Origin of the sequence: Nonomuraea sp. CA-143628, from assembly GCF_050942315.1 — a bacterium.
GTDB lineage: Bacteria > Actinomycetota > Actinomycetes > Streptosporangiales > Streptosporangiaceae > Nonomuraea.
Genome location: NZ_CP192072.1, coordinates 9385786 through 9403987, shown reverse-complemented (window position 1 = coordinate 9403987; position 18202 = coordinate 9385786). Strand labels below are relative to the sequence as shown.

The following is an 18202-nucleotide window of genomic DNA, read 5'->3' as shown; positions in this document are numbered from 1 at the left end:
TGGAGACACAAGACATGCCCCATATGCGGCGGCTGGCCACCCTTGTCCTCGCCGTCGTCCTCGGCGGCGTGCTGGCCGGTCTGGCGCGTCCCGCCCCGGCGGCGGCGCACGGCGTCACGACGACCGCCCAGGCCGAGGTGACCGGCACGGGGACGAACGTCAAAGTCGTGCTCGACCTCGAGTACGACCTGCTCATGAAGTCGGCCTGGCTCTACGCGGAGGCGTACGAGGCCAAGGAACGGGCCGAGCAGCTGCGCCAGCTCACGATCAACCGCGACGCCGTGACCACGTACGTCACGCGCCGCTTCGCCGTGGCGTACGAGGACAAGCCGTGCGCGCCCACGCAGGTGGGCGCGGCGGACATCCGCCTGCGCGACAAGGTGGCCTTCGCCGTGCTGACCTACGCCTACGCCTGCCAGGGCGACGGCGGGGGAGCGCACGCGATCTCCAGCGCGCTGTTCCCCGACACCGAGGGCTTCGTCCAGGGGACGAAGACCATCGTCCGCTACGACGTCGACGGCGAGAAGGGCTCCGCCGTCCTGGCCGCGCAGAACCCGACGCTCAAGGTCGGCGAGCATCCGGCGCCGAACCAGATCGGGGAGTTCTTCCTGCTCGGCGCCGAGCACCTGCTGTTCGGCCTCGACCACGTCCTCTTCCTGCTCGCGCTGCTCATCGGCGCGCGCCGCCTGCGGGACGTCGTCATCACGGCCTCGGCTTTCACCGCCGCCCACAGCATCACGTTCCTGCTGGCGGCGATGGGGGTCGTGGACGTGCCCGGCCAGATCGTCGAGCCGATCATCGCGGGCTCGATCATCGTCGTGGCCCTCGCCAACCTCCTGGGTCGCGGCGAGGACCGGCTGGGCAGGTGGCGGCTGCCCATCGTGTTCGCGTTCGGCCTGGTGCACGGGCTCGGCTTCGCGGGCGCGCTGGACATCGACCAGAGCGGATCGTGGGAGCTGCTCCTGTCGCTGCTGAGCTTCAACCTCGGCGTCGAAGCCGCGCAGCTCGCGATCATCGCCGTGCTCTTTCCGCTGCTGGTGCTGCTGCGCCGCACACCCGCCGCTCGCTGGGGGGTGGTCGCGCTGTCGGTCCCCATCGTGGCGGTCAGCCTGTACTGGTTCGTCGATCGCATCCCGCTGCCTCTCTGAGCGGAACCAGCCAAGGCGATCAGAGGATGGTGAGCGGGTCGGCGGCGCGTTCGCGCAGGGCGGTGACGACGCGCGCGAGCGGGCCGCCGCGATCCGCCGCGCCCGCGGGCCAGACCACGCCGAGCCGGAAGTGCAGGTCCGGGTCGTCCAGCGGCACGAGGACGAGCCCGGACTCGGTCAGGACGCGGCCCGCGATCGTGCTGGCCGGGGTCAGGGACAGAGCGCGCGAGTGGGTGATGTGCGCGGCCATCTGTACGACGTCGCTGTGCGGCATCTCCCGGATCCGGGTGACCCCGCCCTCGCGCAGGTGGTCGCGCAGCCCCTTCATCACCAGCGGGTGCACCTTGAACGAGGTGAGCAGCATCTGCCGGTCGGCCAGGTCGCCGAGCGTGACCCGGGTCCGGCCGGCCAGCGGGTCGTCGGCCCGCATGGCGATGGCGAAGCGGTATTCGGCGAGGGCGAGGCTGTCGAGGCCGGGGGCGTCCACCGGCAGGTGGACGACGGCGATGTCCAGCCGGTGCGCCGCCAGCAGGGCGAGCAGCCCCGCCGACGGCTCCAGGCTCACCGGCAGCTCGATCCCGGGGCTCACCCGCGCGAACGTCTCCAGCACCAGGTCCAGCACCTGGGTGGGAGCGAGCGGCGTGGCACCCACCCGCACGGCCGGGGCGACGACGGCGGGCCCGGCCGCGAGGTCCGCCAGCGCGTCGAAGCGGGCCAGCACGTCGCGGGCCGGCTCCAGGAACGCCCGCCCGAAGGCGGTCAGCTCGACGTGGTGGTAGCCCCGGTCGAACAGATCCTTGCCGAGCTCCTTCTCCAGCTCCCGGATGCGGCGGCTGAGCGGGGACGACGTCACGTGCAGCCGTTCGGCGGCGCGCCCGAAGTGGAGCTCCCCGGCCACGGCCACGAAGTAACGGAGCTGCTGGATGTCCATCTCGCTCAGAGTAGCGACGGCCCCCGGCGATCAATCACCCGCACTGATCACGACGGCGCCAGCAACGAGACGAGATCGTCCCATCGGGAGAACAGCAGGCCCAGGACAGCGCCGAAGACGCCGACCACCACGCTGAGCGCCGGGTCGAAGGAACCGCTCACCAGCGACCCCGCCAGCCCGAGCAGAGCGATCACGACGAGCACGACGTTGCGCACCACGTGTTCCACGCCCAAGGGCGTCTGGGTGGGGCCGAAGCAGCGGCAGGCCACCTTGTTGCCCCTCCGGACGACCAGCGCCACGGCGACGGCCAGACACGCGAGCAGCCCGGCCGCGAGGACGAACGACGCCGATCCTGCCCAGCGAAGGGGAATCGCGGCCAGCACGATGACCCCGCCCTCGGCCACCACCGTGGCGACCGCCGCCGGGACCTTCACGGCGCCGACCAGCCCCATCGCGCCGACCGACACGACGAACTCGTCCCAGGCCCGGCGGCTGGAGACCTTGCCCACCAGCGCGAGTGTGAACATCGTGAGCAGCAGCAGTCTGCTCGCCACGTCGACGTACTGCATGATCACAAGGTAGCCACGGGCGAGCGGATCCAGCAAGAGGGGCCGCGTTTCGCTCGAAGATCCACGAGCAGGGAGTAGACCGTCGTGCTGATTCGGTTGCTCGGACCCGTCGAGGTGGAGCGTTCGGGCCAGACCCGCCCCGTACGGCCACCGCAGGTCGCGCTCGCCCTGGCCGCGCTCGCGTGGGAGGTCGGCCGGGTCGTGTCCGTCGAGACGCTCCTCGCCCGGGTCTGGGGCGAGCAGGTTCCGCCCGGCGCCAGGCGCACCCTGTATACCGTCATCACCCGCATCCGCCGCGACGTACTGGCCGGCGATGGCGCCGTCGTCCAGCGGACCGGCGGCTATCTGCTCGACGTGGACGAGTCCGCGGTGGATGTGTCGCGCTTCCGGAGCCTCGCCTACCAGGCGATGGCCGAGCCGGACCCGGCGCCGTTGCTGGGAGAGGCTCTGGCGCTGTGGCGCGGAGACCCGCTGACCGGGCTGCCCGGCGAATGGGCCGAGCGCGCCCGTCACCGTCTGGGTGACGAGCGCAAGGCGACCATGCTGCGGTGGGCGCGCACGGTGACCGGCCGCGACGCCGCGGCCGCCGTGGCGGCGCTGACGCCGCTGGCCGACGAACACCCGCTGGACGAACTGCTGGCGGCCGCGCTGATCGAGGCGCTGCACACGTGGGGGCGGACCGCCGAGGCACTGGCGCACTTCGCCCGGGTACGCCGGACGCTCGCCGACGAGCTGGGCGTCGAGCCCGGTACGGCATTACGGCGCGTCCACCGGATGCTGCTGCGCTCCGGTGACGTGGCCGAGACCACGCACGTGGTCCCGGCCCAGCTGCCGGTCGACCTGAGAGGCTTCGTCGGACGGGCGGCGGAGCTGGACCGGCTGGCCGAGGCCGCGACCGGCGACCGGCCGGCGAGCGCGGCGGTCTGCGCGATCTCGGGACCGCCCGGAGTGGGCAAGTCCTCGCTCGCGCTGCGCTGGGCGCACCTCAATCGCGACCGCTTCCCGGACGGGCAGCTGTACGCCGACCTCAGCACGGTCGACCCGGCCGACGCGGCCGTGGTCCTGCCCCGCTTCCTCGGCGCGCTCGCGGTCCCGGAAGCCCGGATCCCGTCGGACGTCGAGGCCCGGATCGGGCTCTACCGCAGCCTGCTGGCCTCCCGGCGGGTCCTCGTCGTGCTCGACGACGCCCGCGGCGCCGAGCAGGTACGCCCGCTGCTGGCCGGCGCGCCGGGGTGCCTGACGCTGATCACCAGCCGGGCCGAGCTGACCGGCCTGGCGGTCACCTCGGGCGCCTCCCTGCTACGCCTGGACGTCCTGCCGGACGACGACGCCTACCGCCTGCTGGCGGCGCGGCTGGGCGAGCCCAGGCTGACGGCGGAGCCCGAGGCCGCCGCGCTGATCATTCGCCGGTGCGGCCGGCTGCCGCTGGCCCTGGCGATCGTCGCGGCGCAACTGGCGCGGCACACCGACCTGCCGCTGGCCGAGGTCGCCGCGGACCTCGCGCGGCCCGGCGCCGATCTGGAGCCGTTCGCCCACAGCGACCCGGCGATCGACCTGCGCGGAGTGTTCGGGCGCTCGTATCGGGACCTGCCCGAGCCCGCGATCCGGCTGTTCCGGCGCCTCGGTCGCCACCCCGGGCCGCACGCGTCGCTCGCCGCGGCGGCGAGTCTGGCCGCCCTGCCGGTGGACCGCACCCGGGAGCTGGCCGCGCGGCTCGACCGCGCCAACCTGGTCGACCTTCGCGCGCCCGGCCGCCTGCACCTGCACGACCTGCTGCGCGTGTACGCGTCGGAGCAGGAGCGGGCCGCCGACAGCCGGACGGTACGGCGGGGGACGACCAGGCGGCTGCTGGACCACTACCTGCATTCGGCGTGCGCGGCCAGCGAGGTCTGCTACCCGCACCGCGAAAAGCTCGACCTGGAACCGCGGGCGCGAGGTGCCGTGACGGAGCCGTTCGCCGATCAGGCGGAGGCCCTGCGCTGGTACGCCGACGAGTCGGTGGCGTTGCCCGCGTTGCTGACAGAGGCGACCGAGGCCGGGCTGGACCGGCACGTGTGGCAGCTGGCGTGGGCGTTCTCGGAGTTCATGCAGCGCCGCGGCCCATGGGAGCAGGTGCTGGGCGTTCAGGCGGTGGCGTTGGACGCCGCCGAGCGGCTCGGCGACCGGCTGGCCCAGGCCCGGTGCCACAACTGCGTCGCGCGCGCCCACGTCAGGCTCGGCCGCGACCTGGTGGCCGTCGAGCACTTCCAGCGGGCGATCGAGCTGCATCGCGACCTCGACGAGCCGGTCCTGGAAGCGCACGTCCACCTGGGCTTGACGGTCTCGCTGAACCGGGTGCGACCGGCCGGGCAACTGGACCACACGCTGCGCGCGCGGGAGCTGTTCCGGCAGGCCGGCGATGCCATCGGCGAGGCGCGGGCATTGAACAACGCGGGCTGGTTGCGGGCCCGGCTCGGCGAGTACGACCAGGCGCTGGCCGACTGCCGCCGGGCACAGCGCATCCTGGCCGAGCTCGGGTACGCCCAGGGCGAGGGCCACACCTGGGACAGCATCGCCGTCGTACTGGAGGCCAAGGGCGACTTCGCGCAGGCCGTGGCGTCCTACGAGCGGGCGGTGGAGTTGCTGCGTGGCTGCGACGACCTCCACCCGGCCGCCGAGACGCTGGTCCGGCTGGGCGAGACGCACCTGCGGGCCGACGACACCGCCGCCGCGCTCGACGCCTGGAAGCGGGCGGCGGAATGCTATGACGCCCTCGGTGACGCGCAGGCCGACAAGGTGCGTGACCGCATCGCCGCCCATGACCAGGAGCGTTAAGAATTCGTTGAGAAATCGCTCAGCCCCCGGGTGCAGGCTGCGTGGCGCGGCGGGACGGTCGGCGTGGGCCGTCCGTTCTCTGCCGTGCCGGCCGGGCGATGGCCCGCCGGAACCGCCGCCGATATGGAGGTTCGATGAGCATCGTGACCAAAATGGCCGACCGACTCCTTGAGCTGGTCGCGCCGCACACTGTGGCCCGGGCTGCCGACTGCGCCTACGAGTGCTGCAGCTTCCCCGCGTTCACCGCGAAGTACTGCTGCTACTACCCGAACGGTCACGTGTCGTGTGGCGGGTGTAAGAGCTACATCTACTGCTCGTAACCACTCGTCCCCGAGCCCGCTCACGTAGCGCGCGGGCCTTCACGGTGACGAGTACGCCGCGATGACCGGTGCCCGGCGGTGGTCGGCCGCGGCCGGGCACACCCTCATGAGCTTTCGACACGGAGATGTCTAGTGCCTTACCTGATCGCCATCGTGGTTCTCGTCGGCGCCCTGTGTCTGCTGGACCTGCTGCTGACCCTCGGCGTCATCCGGCGGCTCCGGGAGCAGACGAAGCTGATCGACGCGCTGTACGAAGCCGTCGGCACGGGCGTCCTGGCCGGAGCGGACTCCGGTCTGCCCGTCGGAGAGGTCGTCGGTGACTTCGACGCGACGACCGTGGACGGCGCCCGCGTGACACGTGACCTCCTGCCCGAGGGGACGGTCGTCGCGTTCATGTCGCCGGACTGCCAAGGCTGCCATGAGCAGCTTCCCGAGGTGGCCTCCTGGGCTGCGGGGCAGGACCGGTCGCGGGTGCTCGCGGTGGTCGACGGGCGCTCGGGTGATCCCGCGCCCCTGGTCACCAAGCTGTCGCCCGTCGCCCAGGTGATCGTGGAGGAGGCGCCCTCGCGGGTCGCCAACGCGTTCCGGGTTCAGTCGTTCCCGACCTTCTTCCAGGTGGCCGAGGGCGGCAAGCTGCTCGCGAGGGCGCCCCGCATCTCTCGGTTGACGGCCGGTTCGCCGGCCGTGGCCACCGCTGGTTCGTCGGAGCGGCAGGCCGAAGAGCAGCCGGCGTGAGCGATCGCCGGCCGGGGACGGCGCCGGCGCCCCGGGTCCTGGCGGGATGCGGGCTGCGCGCCGCCGGGATGGTGTGGCGGTCGGCGCCGGCCCACGTACTCGGATATCTGGCGGTCACGCTCGTGGGCGCGGTCGCCCCGATCGCCCTGGCCTGGCTGACGAAGGCCGTACTGGACGGCCTGGCGGACCGCCGGACCACCATGCTGCTCGGCCTGGCGGTGACGATCGCCGTCGTGACGACGGCCGCAGTGGCGGTGACGCACGCCGCGCACTACCTGCGGGCCGAGGTGGACCGCCGGGCGGCACAGCGCGCCAAGGACGAGCTGTTCGCGGCGGTGACCCGCTTCACGGGACTGGCCCCGTTCGAGAGCCCCGCCTTCCTCGACCGGCTGCGCCTGGCCCAGCAGAGTGCGAGCAACCCGGGCCGGCTGGTGGACACCGCGTGCTCCGCCGCGCGCGGCACGGTGACCGTCGTCGGGTTCGTCGGCTCTCTGGCGCTTATCAGTCCCGCGTTCACCGTCCTGGTCCTGCTGTCGGCCGTACCGGCTCTGCTGATCGAGCTGCGGCTGTCGCGACAGCGGGTCGCGATGATGTGGCGGATCGGGCCGGCCGAGCGGCGGGAGCTGTTCTACGCGCACCTGATGTCGACCGCGGACGCCGCCAAGGAGATCCGCCTGTTCGACCTCGGCGCGTTCCTGCGCCTGCGCATGCTGGCCGAGCTGCGGACCGCCAACGTGGCCCGCCGGCGGATGGACCGGCGGGAGTTCCTCGTACAGGCGAGCCTGTCGGGCACGTCGGCGGCCGTGGCCGGCGTGGGACTCGTCTGGACCATCCTCGCGGCGGGTCGCGGGCAGCTCAGTGTGGGCGACGTGTCGATGTTCGTGGCGGCCGTCGCCGGTGTGCAGGCCGCGCTGAACGTCATGGTGTCGGCCGGCGTGATGGCCTACGAACAGCTGTTGACCTTCCACCACCACGTCACGATCGTGACCGCCGGCCCCGACCTGCCGGTGCCGGGCGAGCCCAGGCCGCTCGCGCCGCTGCGCCGGGGCATCGAACTGCGGGACGTCTGGTTCAGGTACAGCGACGACCATCCGTGGGTCCTACGCGGCGTCAACCTGTTCATCCCGTACGGCCGGACGGTCGCGCTCGTCGGCCGTAACGGCGGCGGCAAGAGCACGCTGGTGAAATTGCTGTGCCGCTTCTACGACCCGACGCGCGGCGCGATCCTGTGGGACGGCGTGGACCTCCGCGACGTGGCGCCGGAGACGCTGCGCGCCCGGGTCGGCGCGGTCTTCCAGGACTTCGTGGCCTACGAGATGACGGCGACCGACAACATCGCGCTGGGCGACCCGGCCGCCACCGAGGACCGGACGCGCGTCGAACGAGCGGCACGGGACGCCGGCGTCCACGACACCGTCGCGGCGCTGCCGCACGGCTATCGCACGCTCCTGAGCCGCCAATTCACCCCGGAGGAGGAAGGCGAGGAGGAGGCGGGCGTGCTGCTGTCGGGCGGGCAGTGGCAGCGGGTGGCGCTGGCGCGGGCGTTCCTGCGCCGCGACCGCGACCTGATGATCCTCGACGAGCCCAGCGCCGGGCTGGATCCCGAGGCCGAGTACGAGGTGCACAGTCAGCTCGCCGGCCTGCGGGCCGGGCGCACCAGCGTGGTGATCTCCCATCGCCTCGGCGCGGTGCGCGACGCCGACCTGATCGTGGTGCTGGCCGACGGCGTGGTCACCGAGGAGGGCACGCATACCGCCCTGCTGGCGGACGGGGGGACGTACGCGCGGCTGTTCACCCGGCAGGCCACCGGTTACCGGGACGAGGTTCACCCGACGGGAGCGGCGCGTTGATCGGCGCGCTCATCGGCGTCGCCGTGGTGGCGCTCGTCATCGTCCTGTGGCTGCGCAGGCGGTATGTGGTGGTGACCGTTCATGGGGAGAGCATGCTGCCGACGTATCGGCCGGGCGAGCGCCTGGTCGTCCGGCGGACATCACCCCGTTCACTGCGTACCGGGCAGATCGTGGTGCTCGCGGGCGTGGCGAAAGGGTCGCGCCCGGGAGCGGCGAGAGGGTCTCGCGCCGGCGCGGTGGGAGGGTCGCTCGCGGACGAGGCGGGCACGGGCTGGATCGTCAAGCGCGTCGCGGCCGTCCCGGGTGACCCGATACCGAGGGACACGGTGCCCGCGCTGCGGACCGCGCCGGGCACCCATGTGCCCGCCGGCCACCTGGTCGTGCTGGGGGACAACGCGGACCGTTCGTACGACTCCCGCCGCGCCGGATATCTGACGACGGACCGCTTGCTCGGCGTGGTGCTCCGCAAGGTCGGCTAGCCGCTTCGCCGATTCGCTATTGAATACGCGAAGAATAGGCCGGATATTTCTGGCCGAAAATGGGCCAGTCTTTTCATCGGCCCCGGTCGTTTCTCCATTATGGCAAAAAGCGGTCACCGGCCTTGTTGGGCCGGTCGCGCGGGCGCACAGTCAAGGCACCGTCTACCAGAATGGAGTGCTATTTATGGACGGAACGGTCGCACCACAACGCCGCGCGAAAAACCTCGTGCGACGTCTCTTCTCCGCTGGAATCGCCATGTTCGTCGTGGCCTTCCTCGTCGCGCCGCCCGCGCAGGCCCTGGCCCTGCCGACGCCGAATGCATTCGTGTCGAACCTCGACCTGGAATGCTTCAAGACCACCCCGTACCAGCCGCCGGCCACCACCCTGAATCTGCGGCACCTCAACCCCGTGCTCGCCAATCTGCCGCCCGTCCAGGTCACGCTCGGACAGCGCGAGCAACTGTGCGTTCCGGTAGCCAAGAACAATGTGATCCCGCCGCCGGGCGTCCTCGATTTCGTCAGGTTCGTCGACCTGTCGTGTTACCGGGTCACCGGCCCCTCGATCAACCGGAGCCTGGCGCTGCGCCATCTCAACCCGGTGCTGGCGAACGTACCGGGCATCGGGGTCGTCCTGAACGTGCCCGAGCATCTGTGCGTCCCGGTCTCCAAGAACGGCGTGGTGCCCGCCCCGGACGTCGTGCGGCTCATCTCCCACATCGACCTGCTGTGCTACGCCCACACCCCGAACCCGCTCATGAACGTCGGCCTTACCCTCACCCAGCTCAACCCGGTGCTGACCAGCCAGATCCCGACCTCGGACGCCCGGGTCGGCGCCGCCCGCCAGCTCTGCGTGCCGGTGCAGAAGGCCGGTGACGACATCCCGGGCGACATCATGAACATCGTGCGGTGGGTCGACCTGGAGAAGTTCGACATCACCGCCTCGGCCATCACGCCGGTGTCGCTGACCCTGAAGCACCTCAACCCGGTGCTGGGGAACCTGCCGGCCGAGAACGCCACACTGACCGGCGCTCTGCAACTGGCCGTGCCGGTCTCCAAGAACGGAATGATCCCGCCCAGCTGAGCCATCGATGACGCCCGAGGAGAGCGACGACTGCGCGCCGTCACCCTCCTCGGGCCCTCGGGCGGAACCCAAGCTCGGCCTGCGGACCCGCCGAACTCGGGTTCCGCCGCGGCCGTATCATCACCCAGTGATCGAAGTGCGTGAGCACGGCGAGATCTCCTGCCCGGCCGCGGCCGTGTGGGCGGTCGTCGCCGACTACGGGCAGGACCCGCGCTGGCGCAAGGGCGTCGAAACGATGGCTCCGCGCCCTGACGGGATCGTCCGGGTGGGCACGACCACCGCGGAGGTGATGCGGTTCGCGGGCCGGACCTACCGCAACGGTGGGGAGGTCACCGGAGTCGAGCCGGGGCGCTCGTTCGACTGGCACACCACCTCGGGGATCGACGCCGAAGGGGGCAGGAGCGTCGTGCCGCTCGGCGCGGACCGGTGCCGCTTCGCCTTCCACGTACGCGTCACTCCGCGCGCCGCCTCTGAGAGGCTGCTGGAGCCGGTGCTGGGGTGGCTGCTGCGGCGGGCGATCCGTGCCGACATCCGTCGCCTGGCCGATCTGCTCCATGCCGACGCGCAGGCGGGCCGGGTCTGAGCTTTGTTCGTGCCGTTGACCAGGACTTGACGCCCTCCTTGCCTGACAGGTGCGTCCCCGGATCTAGCCTTGAGCTGGAAGGGGCACGCCATGATCATCAATATCGTGCTCGGGCTGATCGTCCTGCTGACGGTCTGGGTGGCCGTCAGTTCCATCAGGGTCGTCAACCAGGTGGAGCGCGGTGTGGTCTTCCGCTTCGGCAGGGCTCAGCGGGAGGTCCGCCCGCCAGGGATCACCTTCCTCATTCCGGTCGCGGATCGGATGAAGAAGGTGAACGTACAGATTGTCACGATGCCGGTGCCCACGCAGGAGGGCATCACCCGTGACAACGTCTCCGTTCAGGTCGACGCCGTCGCCTATTTCCGCGTGGTGGAGCCGCTGCGGGCGGCCATCGCGGTGCAGGACTATCTGTTCGCGATCGAGCAGGTGGCGCAGACCTCACTGCGCTCGATCATCGGCAAGAGCGATCTGGACGACCTGCTGTCCAACCGCGAGCAGCTGAACAAGGGCCTCGCGCTGATGATCGACAGCCCGGCGCTCGGCTGGGGCATCCACATCGACCGCGTGGAGATCAAGGATGTCCATCTGCCCGAGGGCATGAAGCGATCCATCGCCCGCCAGGCCGAGGCCGAGCGGGAACGCAGGGCGCGGGTGATCACCGCGGACGGAGAGTTCCAGGCCGCGCGGAAGCTCTCCGACGCCGCGGCCATCATGACCGAGGCGCCCGGCGCGCTTCAGCTACGGCTGCTGCAGACCGTGGTTGAGGTGGCGGCCGAGAAGACCTCCACGCTGGTCATGCCGCTACCCGTGGAGCTGCTGCGCTTCTTCGAGCGCTCCGCGAGAAGCGGGCCGGCTGTGGACGCCGCGGGCTCGGTGGCGGCGCAGGCCGAGGAGCAGCGGGCTGTGGACGCCGCTGATTCGCCGGAGCAGCAGGCCGTGACTGACTCGGCCACGCCCGAGCTGACTCCGCCCTCCTTCGAACGCTCCGCCGCGAAGAACGGGGCCTCACGCGCCACATAGATGCATAGACACATAGACGCATAGACCAGGACGCAGGCATTCGAGCGGTACCCGTCAAGACCCAAGGCCGGTCGGGCGGAAGTCGGCGCGCAGGTCGACCGGGAGAAACGCCGCGCGCAGGCCCGACGGCGCGAGGCGTCCGCAGAACTCGGGTTCCGCGGCGTCCGCGTTCGGCGCGTGTACGTGGAAGCGCTGGGCGATCCGGGACGTGGCGAGGGTGAGCTGACGCATCGCCGCCGCCGAGCCGGGACAGTAGCGAGGCCCGGAGCCGAACGGTATGTAGGTCCCGGGGGCCGGGCGGACGGTGTCCCATCGAGACGGGTCGAACTCGTCCGGGTGAGACCACCAGCGAGGGTCGCGATGGATCAGGTACGGGGTGATCAACACCTCGTCTCCCGGCCCCAACCGCCACTCGCCGAGCGCGACGTCGGTGCGCGCGACCCGGGTCATCATCCACGCCGGGGGAGTCAGCCGGAGAGCCTCTTTGACCACCGCCTCGGCCAGCGGAAGACGGGCGTGCGGGTATCCGGCCTCGGTCAGCGGACGGCGGGCGTGTAGACCTTCAGCCCCGGCCGGTGGAAGACGGTCCGCCGGGCATTCGGCTCCCACCGACGCGCCGGCCTCTGCCGCGAGGGCGGCGGCCAGACGTGGGCGGATCGCGAGCTCGCGGACCATGGACGTCAACGCCGCAGCAGGCACGCCGTGCCCACCGATCAGGATGCTCCACAGGGTGGTCACCACCGACTTGTCGCTCACCGTCGAACTCCCGGGGCCGGCCGGGTCCTCGGTCGTTGCCGGACGGGGGTCGTACGGGGTTCCGAGCAGGACGTCGAGCAGATCCCGATGCCGTCGCCGGGCGGGCTCGGCGCGTCTGGCGGCGACCAACCGGGTCAGCGTCTCGACCGTGCGGCGGTGGACGCGGAAGAACCGGCGATTGCGCGGCGACGGCACCCACGCGGGAAGCTGGAAGCCGGCGTTCTCGAACGGGAGCAACGCCGCGTGGTTGGCCGCGAGCAACTCGGGGATGCCCGCCGCGTCCTCGCCGAAGCACAGATCGGCCACCACCTGCCCGGCGAAGTCGAGCATCACCGGCAGCACGTCGACAGGCCGGCCCGCCGTCGCGTCGAGCACGGCGTCCAGGATCGCGACGATCCGGCCGTCCATGCCCGCCACCGCGTCATCGGCGAGAGCGGGGCGCACCACGCGGCGCGCTCCCATCCACGGGTCGATCATCTCGCCGGCGCCGAGCAGCGCCGACGAGCCCGCGAACGGTGCCAACTCCGTGACGTAGTCGCGGTTGGTGGCGGTCAGGACCTGGTGGGTGAGCCGCGGGTCGATGGTGAAGACGACCCGGTCGTCGAAGGAGAACACGTCGCCGTACTCACGATGATGGCGACGGAGAAAAGAGATGCGGTCCTTGTCGTAATCGACCGCATTGCCCATCAGCCAGTGACCGCGAGGCCCCGGTGGGCGTGCTGTGTCCAACTGGCTGGGCTTACTTACTTACCGTGGTGGTACGGCCAGTAGATGTATCGACCGCTGACGCGAACCTTGCCGACGAGGCGGGCAGCCATATGGCGTAACAGTCGCACGGCTCTGTGTCACCATCCTTCCTGATCGAGCGGGATAACGTGACTATGAATCACGTTTTCTGCCCGGTCAATACGAGAATCGGCCGATCGGCCATCTCGGCGACGAACAGCTGCTCCGGGAGATCAACAGCGGAATGTCGTAGGGATGATCAAGAATGGCGCCATGAGATGGATCGGGATCGCGACGGGCCACGAGCTCACCGTCGAGGGGACGCGGCGGCCGGTGCTCGCCTGCCGGACGGCCGCGGGCCGCGTGCTGGCCAAGGTGCCCGCCAACGTCAGGAAGGATCCGATCGCGGTACGCCTCGCCGCCCTCCGCGACCGGCTCGGCGAGCACGCGCGGGCGGTGCACGACCGGGTCGAGTCCTGGATGGTACGGTCGCTGCCCGTCCCGGCCGCGGTGTTCGCGGCCGTGTGGGACGACCCGGTGTGGCGCGAGACGCTCACCGACCTGGTCATCGCCCCGATCGTCGACGGCACGCCCGACCTCGCCCGCTGTGCGCTCCTGCGCGAGGGCGCGTGGACGGGCGCGAACGCCTTCGCGATCCCGCACCCGCTGCTGCTCGGAGACGAGCTGCCCATCTGGCGGGGACGGAACCTCACGCAGGTCGTCGAGCAGTTACGCCGTGAGGTGTGGACGCGTCCCGCGAGCATGGACCGTGCGTTCGGCATGGTCAACACTTTTGGTTACATGTATGCCTGGTACGACAGCGGCGGCGTGTTCGAGCGCCGCGTACACGAGTTGGGCGGGCGCGTCAGGGGAAACAGGGCGCGGTTCACCGTGCACGCGCCCGAGCCGCTCGGCATCGAGATCGACCTGCACTGGAACGGGCCGATGAGCCCGGCCTACATGGACGGGCTGAGCTTCGCCGCGGGTGGCCGGGAGATCGGCGACATCGCCTGGTCCGAGGGCATCCGCATTCTCATGGCTCTGTACGCGGACCGCACCGTGGAGGAGACGGAGCCGGTGGTGGAGGCAGCCGACGCGTACTCCCGCTACTGCGACGCCCACCAAGGCGAGCCCGGCACCGTGGTGCCCTCCGGCATCGCCGCCCCGACCCGCGAGGTGCTGCTGCGCGCCGGGGCGGTGCTGCCGGGCCCGCCCGCCGGCTCCGACGAGGACATGTGCGTCGCCGTCCGCTACGAGCACTCCGTCCTGGACGAGCCGGTCGTCGCACTCGTCCGGCGCGCGGCCGTCGACGGCGACAAGGCCGAGAAGTCGCTGTACGACCTGGACCCGGTGGCGAAGACCGGCGTCGGCACCGTGCACGCGGGCCCGCTCGGCTTCCTCGCCTCCGCCCTGCACCGCTACCCGGCGCACCGCGCCCGCATCCTGGCCGCGCACACCGACCTGCGGGCCGTTCACGGTCTGGCCGCCCGCAAGCCCGGCCTCGCGCGCACCGCGCTCACCCGTACCGGCGACGACCTGGAGACGCACGCGCCCGAGCTGCTGCCGCCGTTCTACGAGGAGTGCGCGCGGATCATGGCCGCCGCGGGCAGCGCCCGCTTCGCCGCCGCCTTCTTCGAGAAGGCCCGCGCCGCCGAGGGCGCGCACGCGCTGCTGGTCGACGAGGCCGCGCTCGTCGCGGCGCACCTCGCCGCGGGACCGGACGCCGCCGGAACGGCCACACTCAAGAAGCACGGCAAGCGGCTCGCCGCCCGCCATCCCGCCCCCGGCGCGTACCTCTGGCACCGCCGCCTGCTCATCGAGTGGTGCGAGGAAGTCCCGGACGGCGCGGACGGCGCGCTGGCCCTGGCCGACGGCTGGGCGGCCCTGGCGAAGGCCGCCGGGCACGCGCTCGGCGGGCCCGAGGACGAACGCGCCGTACGGGCCCTGCTGGAGAGCGGCTGCATGGAGTCGGCTCCGCAGGCCCTCTGGAAGTTCATCCTTCCGTTGCTCGGCCCGATGGCACGGGCGGACGCGGGCATCGGCCGCGCGCTCCTCGGCGTCCTGCCGTTGCCCGTCGGGGACACCCCCAAGGCCAAGAGCGCGGCAGTGTCTCTCCTGCTCGGTAACCTCGCGGGCGCGGGCCTGACCGCCCCGTTCAGCACGTCCCCTGGGTTGGCGGTGGCGGACTGGCTCGGCCGCTTCCTGAAGCGGTACGCGGGGCTCGCGCTCCCCGTCGCCGGTCTCGGCGACCTCCTGCACGACGCCGGTACGCGGCTGCGCGCGGAGGGCCTCACCTGCGACGGCCACGAGGCGGTGCTGGGAGTGGACGAGGACGAGGTCAACCGCTGGGAGGAGACCGCCGCCGACCTCCCCCTCCTCGATCTTCTCCTTGACCGCGGCGTCCCGCTCGCGCGACCCCGGTTGCTGCACACGTTCAAGCTGTACGACCGGCTCGCCTCCGGAGCGGGCACGGACCTGGCCGCCGTCGCCGCCGACCCGGACTGGGCTCCGCTGCTGCGCGACGCGATCGTGGGCAACGTGACCAACCAGCTGAACGTCACCGAGCCCGCCGTCCCGAAGCAGACCGCCCCCGAGACCGTACGGGCCCTGACCGCGACGCCGGGAACGGCGCGGATCGTCGCTGCCATCCTGGCCGAGCATGCCGGGCGGATTCTCCATCAAGGGCTTCCGGACGCGCACGCCGCCCTGTGCGACGCCGAACGGTTCACCATCGCCGGGGTCCCCGGCCCTCTCCTGGACAGCGTCCGGACGATCGCGACTGGGACAGATCCGGCCCGGGCGCTCGCCGCCACGCTGAGCGGCGGCGTCCTCGACGAACTGGAGCTGCCCGCCTTCGTCCCCGGCCACGTCAGAACCATCACCAACTACCTGGAAGAGAGCGGCACAGACCTGCTTCTGATCCAGTCCGGCCGGCTCTGGGAGCACAAGTTCCGCGCCTCCGTCGTCACACCGGATGGAGTCGGTCCGGGCCACGGCTTCGGAACGTACGAGGTCATCTCCAGCCGGTCCCACGAACGGGCCGAGGCGCGCGACCTCTACGACCGCTGCCTGATCGCCGTGAACGGCCGGGTGACCGTACTTGACCACGGCGGCCCGCACTGCCCGCACGGCAGCGCGCACCCCGCCGCCCGCCGCGTCGTACCGGCCGACGGCGAACGAGTCGTCTTCCCCGGTGGCGCCGAGGCCACCGTGTGGCGCGGCCAGGGGCGGATCATCGAGCTGCGGGACCCGGCCGGGCGGACCATCGGCCGCTACGTCCGCGGCTGGGGCAGGGTGCCCGAGCACGACGGCGCCGAGAACATCAGCACGGTCGAGCACCACCGCTACGCGTCCGGGACTCGCCTGGTCGCGCCGCCCGGCCGGTGGTCGGCGATGCGGCCGCGCGACCCCGAAGGATCCAGGGCGCTGCGCGCCGTCGACGAGAAGCAGGCGCAGGCCCTGATCGACGTCGCGGACGCCGCGCTCGCCGCCGACCTCATGCGGGTGCTGGACCCCGAGAGCCGGTACCAGGAGCAGGTCGCCGTCCGCGACGAGCTGGCGGGACGGCTCCGCCCGCTCCTGCCGGAGATCACCGACGAGTCGCTCCGGAAGGGCGTCACGTCCCTGGTGTGGACGGCCGTCGAATGCCGCGAGCGCGCGTTCGCCCTGCTGGAACGCCTGGCGCTGACCCCGCCGCCCCACCTGCGCTCGGCGCCCGCCGCCGCGGCGCCCGCCGTCCGGTCCGAGAAGTCCCCCGAGCCGGACGATCCGGGACCTGAGTCCGCGTACGAGAGGATCGTCCACTTCACCCGTGCCGCCGTCGATGTGCCGTACGACACGACGATCGCGACATTCAACGCCTCCGCCACCAAGGGGGTCGAGAACACTCTGGGCCGCCTCGGCGCCGCCGTCCTGAAGGCCGCGTGGGGCAACGGCGGCGGGCGCGCGCAGCTTCTGGAACTGACCGCCGTCCCCGAACTCCTCCGAACCGACGGCACCTGGCACGTCGCCCGGCTGCGCCCGGAGTACGAACTCGGGCGGATCCGCTCGGGCCTCGGCCCCATCGCGGCCGCCGCCGTCGCCGACTACGAGCAGGTGGGGCACGGGTACGCGGTCACGGCACTCCTCTACACCCCGGACGGCCCCGACCCGCTCCTGTTCACCCGCAACCGCGCCGTCGAGCTGCGGACCTGCCGCGGCTGGGGTGACCAGGACCGGCTCCGGCGGGCCCTCGACCTGATCACCGAGAACGGCCCGCCGCCCGTGGACCGGGAGGCGACCGTACGGGCGTTCGCCGAGGCCACCGGCCTGTCACCGGCCCAGTGCCTGATCTTGCTCTCCACCTCGGCCCGCACGCTCTCCTGGCCGGACGGCTGGGCACGGGGCCGCGTCGCCGCCTTCCGCAAGGGCGACCGCGCCCGCGCCCGCGAACTCGACCTCACCGAGATCGAACTGCGCATCGCCGCGCTCTCCCTGGAGGCGCTCACCACCGCCGACGAGGCCGTCGAAGTCGTCGAGCTGCTCATGCCCGACGACCCCGCCGACCTCTGGCGTACGGGCCCCGACCTGGACCGGGCGGTCGCGTACTGGACGGAACGCCACCCGAGGCTCACCCCGCTCACCACCAAACAGTGGGTCATCCTCGCCTCCGGCGCCGAGGACGCCCTGGAGGCGCTGATCGCCCTGCTCGGCGAGCGTGCGTCCGTGCCTCCGCTGGGTCACATCGCCCGCGCCGCGAGGCTCCTGGCCGACCGCCTGCCCAAGGACCACCCCGCCCGTACGACCGCCGCCGCCCGCCTGCGTGACCTGCACGAACACGTCACCGGCCCGGACACGGCCCTGCCCATCGCCGCCGGGGTCACCTCGGTCACCGCCCTGGAGCGAGCCGCCGGAGCGACCGCGGCCCACCTCCCGGAGAGCAGGCTCGCCATCGGCGAAGCCCTCACCCTGGAGCCCGCCGGAGACGGCTACCGCGTCTACCTCCGCCCGTCCCGCTGGTCCGACCTGGACGCGCTGGCGCCGGCCCTCCGCCGCGGCGGCGCCACCGATGCGGCCCTGGTCATGGAAGACCTGCGCTTCCTCCGTTCGTCCGAGCCACTTGAGGCCGCGGCCCGGCTGGAGTGACGTTCCCGGACCGTTTTCTTCGCTCCCCCGGAGGGGGTACATCCCCAAGGCCCTCAGCCACGACGG

Annotated in this window: 13 protein-coding genes; 10 read left to right on the top strand and 3 right to left on the bottom strand. The window is 72.0% G+C overall.

The features are described from left to right. Positions 1-14: 14 nt before the first annotated feature. The gene (locus ACQP2T_RS42765) at positions 15-1148 is read left to right on the top strand and encodes a HupE/UreJ family protein (RefSeq protein WP_433510559.1); all 1134 of its coding nucleotides are present in this window, start codon (positions 15-17) and stop codon (positions 1146-1148) included. 19 nt (positions 1149-1167) lie between these two features. On the opposite strand, the gene ACQP2T_RS42760 is transcribed toward ACQP2T_RS42765, so the two are convergent. Beyond that, positions 1168-2079 (bottom strand): LysR family transcriptional regulator, encoded by a 912-nt coding sequence (locus ACQP2T_RS42760; protein ID WP_433510558.1) that lies wholly within the window; start codon positions 2077-2079, stop codon positions 1168-1170. 47 nt (positions 2080-2126) lie between these two features. Beyond that, a complete protein-coding gene (locus tag ACQP2T_RS42755) occupies positions 2127-2648 on the bottom strand; it encodes a MauE/DoxX family redox-associated membrane protein (protein WP_433510557.1) in 522 nt (173 codons plus the stop codon). 84 nt (positions 2649-2732) lie between these two features. Here ACQP2T_RS42755 and ACQP2T_RS42750 point away from each other — a divergent pair, with 84 nt between their 5' ends. From ACQP2T_RS42750 to ACQP2T_RS42715, 8 genes are all read left to right on the top strand, one after another. Further along, entirely contained in the window at positions 2733-5462 is a 2730-nt protein-coding gene (locus ACQP2T_RS42750) for a BTAD domain-containing putative transcriptional regulator (RefSeq protein ID WP_433510556.1), read from the top strand. A 134-nt stretch (positions 5463-5596) separates the two neighbouring features. After that, entirely contained in the window at positions 5597-5782 is a 186-nt protein-coding gene (locus ACQP2T_RS42745) for a hypothetical protein (protein ID WP_433510555.1), read from the top strand. Between the two features lie 132 nt (positions 5783-5914). Continuing rightward, positions 5915-6517 carry a TlpA family protein disulfide reductase gene (locus ACQP2T_RS42740; protein ID WP_433510554.1) on the top strand — a complete coding sequence of 201 codons (603 nt, stop codon included), beginning with the start codon at positions 5915-5917 and terminating at the stop codon, positions 6515-6517. Further along, positions 6514-8367 carry an ABC transporter ATP-binding protein gene (locus ACQP2T_RS42735; RefSeq protein WP_433510553.1) on the top strand — a complete coding sequence of 618 codons (1854 nt, stop codon included), beginning with the start codon at positions 6514-6516 and terminating at the stop codon, positions 8365-8367. The genes ACQP2T_RS42740 and ACQP2T_RS42735 overlap by 4 nt, the downstream gene beginning before the upstream one ends. Then, entirely contained in the window at positions 8364-8846 is a 483-nt protein-coding gene (locus ACQP2T_RS42730) for a S26 family signal peptidase (RefSeq protein WP_433510552.1), read from the top strand. The genes ACQP2T_RS42735 and ACQP2T_RS42730 overlap by 4 nt, the downstream gene beginning before the upstream one ends. A gap of 256 nt (positions 8847-9102) precedes the next feature. After that, complete coding sequence (locus tag ACQP2T_RS42725; protein WP_433510551.1) at positions 9103-9927, top strand: hypothetical protein; 825 nt, start codon at positions 9103-9105, stop codon at positions 9925-9927. A 127-nt stretch (positions 9928-10054) separates the two neighbouring features. Next, on the top strand, positions 10055-10510 hold the full coding sequence (locus tag ACQP2T_RS42720) for an SRPBCC family protein (protein WP_433510550.1): 456 nt from the start codon (positions 10055-10057) through the stop codon (positions 10508-10510). 90 nt (positions 10511-10600) lie between these two features. Continuing rightward, positions 10601-11530, top strand: coding sequence for an SPFH domain-containing protein (locus ACQP2T_RS42715; protein WP_433510549.1), 930 nt, complete (start codon positions 10601-10603; stop codon positions 11528-11530). A gap of 54 nt (positions 11531-11584) precedes the next feature. On the opposite strand, the gene ACQP2T_RS42710 is transcribed toward ACQP2T_RS42715, so the two are convergent. Next, positions 11585-12973 carry a cytochrome P450 gene (locus ACQP2T_RS42710; protein ID WP_433510548.1) on the bottom strand — a complete coding sequence of 463 codons (1389 nt, stop codon included), beginning with the start codon at positions 12971-12973 and terminating at the stop codon, positions 11585-11587. Positions 12974-13285: 312 nt separating this feature from the next. Here ACQP2T_RS42710 and ACQP2T_RS42705 point away from each other — a divergent pair, with 312 nt between their 5' ends. Continuing rightward, entirely contained in the window at positions 13286-18136 is a 4851-nt protein-coding gene (locus tag ACQP2T_RS42705) for a DUF4132 domain-containing protein (RefSeq protein ID WP_433510547.1), read from the top strand. Positions 18137-18202 lie beyond the last annotated feature (66 nt).

Excerpts from the sequence above, each read along its gene's own strand:
- ACQP2T_RS42765 (WP_433510559.1), top strand. The coding sequence starts at position 15 with ATGCCCCATATGCGGCGGCTGGCCACCCTTGTCCTCGCCGTCGTCCTC.
- ACQP2T_RS42710 (WP_433510548.1), bottom strand. The coding sequence starts at position 12,973 with ATGGGCAATGCGGTCGATTACGACAAGGACCGCATCTCTTTTCTCCGT.
- ACQP2T_RS42760 (WP_433510558.1), bottom strand. The coding sequence starts at position 2,079 with ATGGACATCCAGCAGCTCCGTTACTTCGTGGCCGTGGCCGGGGAGCTC.
- ACQP2T_RS42725 (WP_433510551.1), top strand. The coding sequence starts at position 9,103 with ATGTTCGTCGTGGCCTTCCTCGTCGCGCCGCCCGCGCAGGCCCTGGCC.
- ACQP2T_RS42715 (WP_433510549.1), top strand. The coding sequence starts at position 10,601 with ATGATCATCAATATCGTGCTCGGGCTGATCGTCCTGCTGACGGTCTGG.
- ACQP2T_RS42705 (WP_433510547.1), top strand. The coding sequence starts at position 13,286 with ATGAGATGGATCGGGATCGCGACGGGCCACGAGCTCACCGTCGAGGGG.
- ACQP2T_RS42745 (WP_433510555.1), top strand. The coding sequence starts at position 5,597 with ATGAGCATCGTGACCAAAATGGCCGACCGACTCCTTGAGCTGGTCGCG.
- ACQP2T_RS42755 (WP_433510557.1), bottom strand. The coding sequence starts at position 2,648 with ATGCAGTACGTCGACGTGGCGAGCAGACTGCTGCTGCTCACGATGTTC.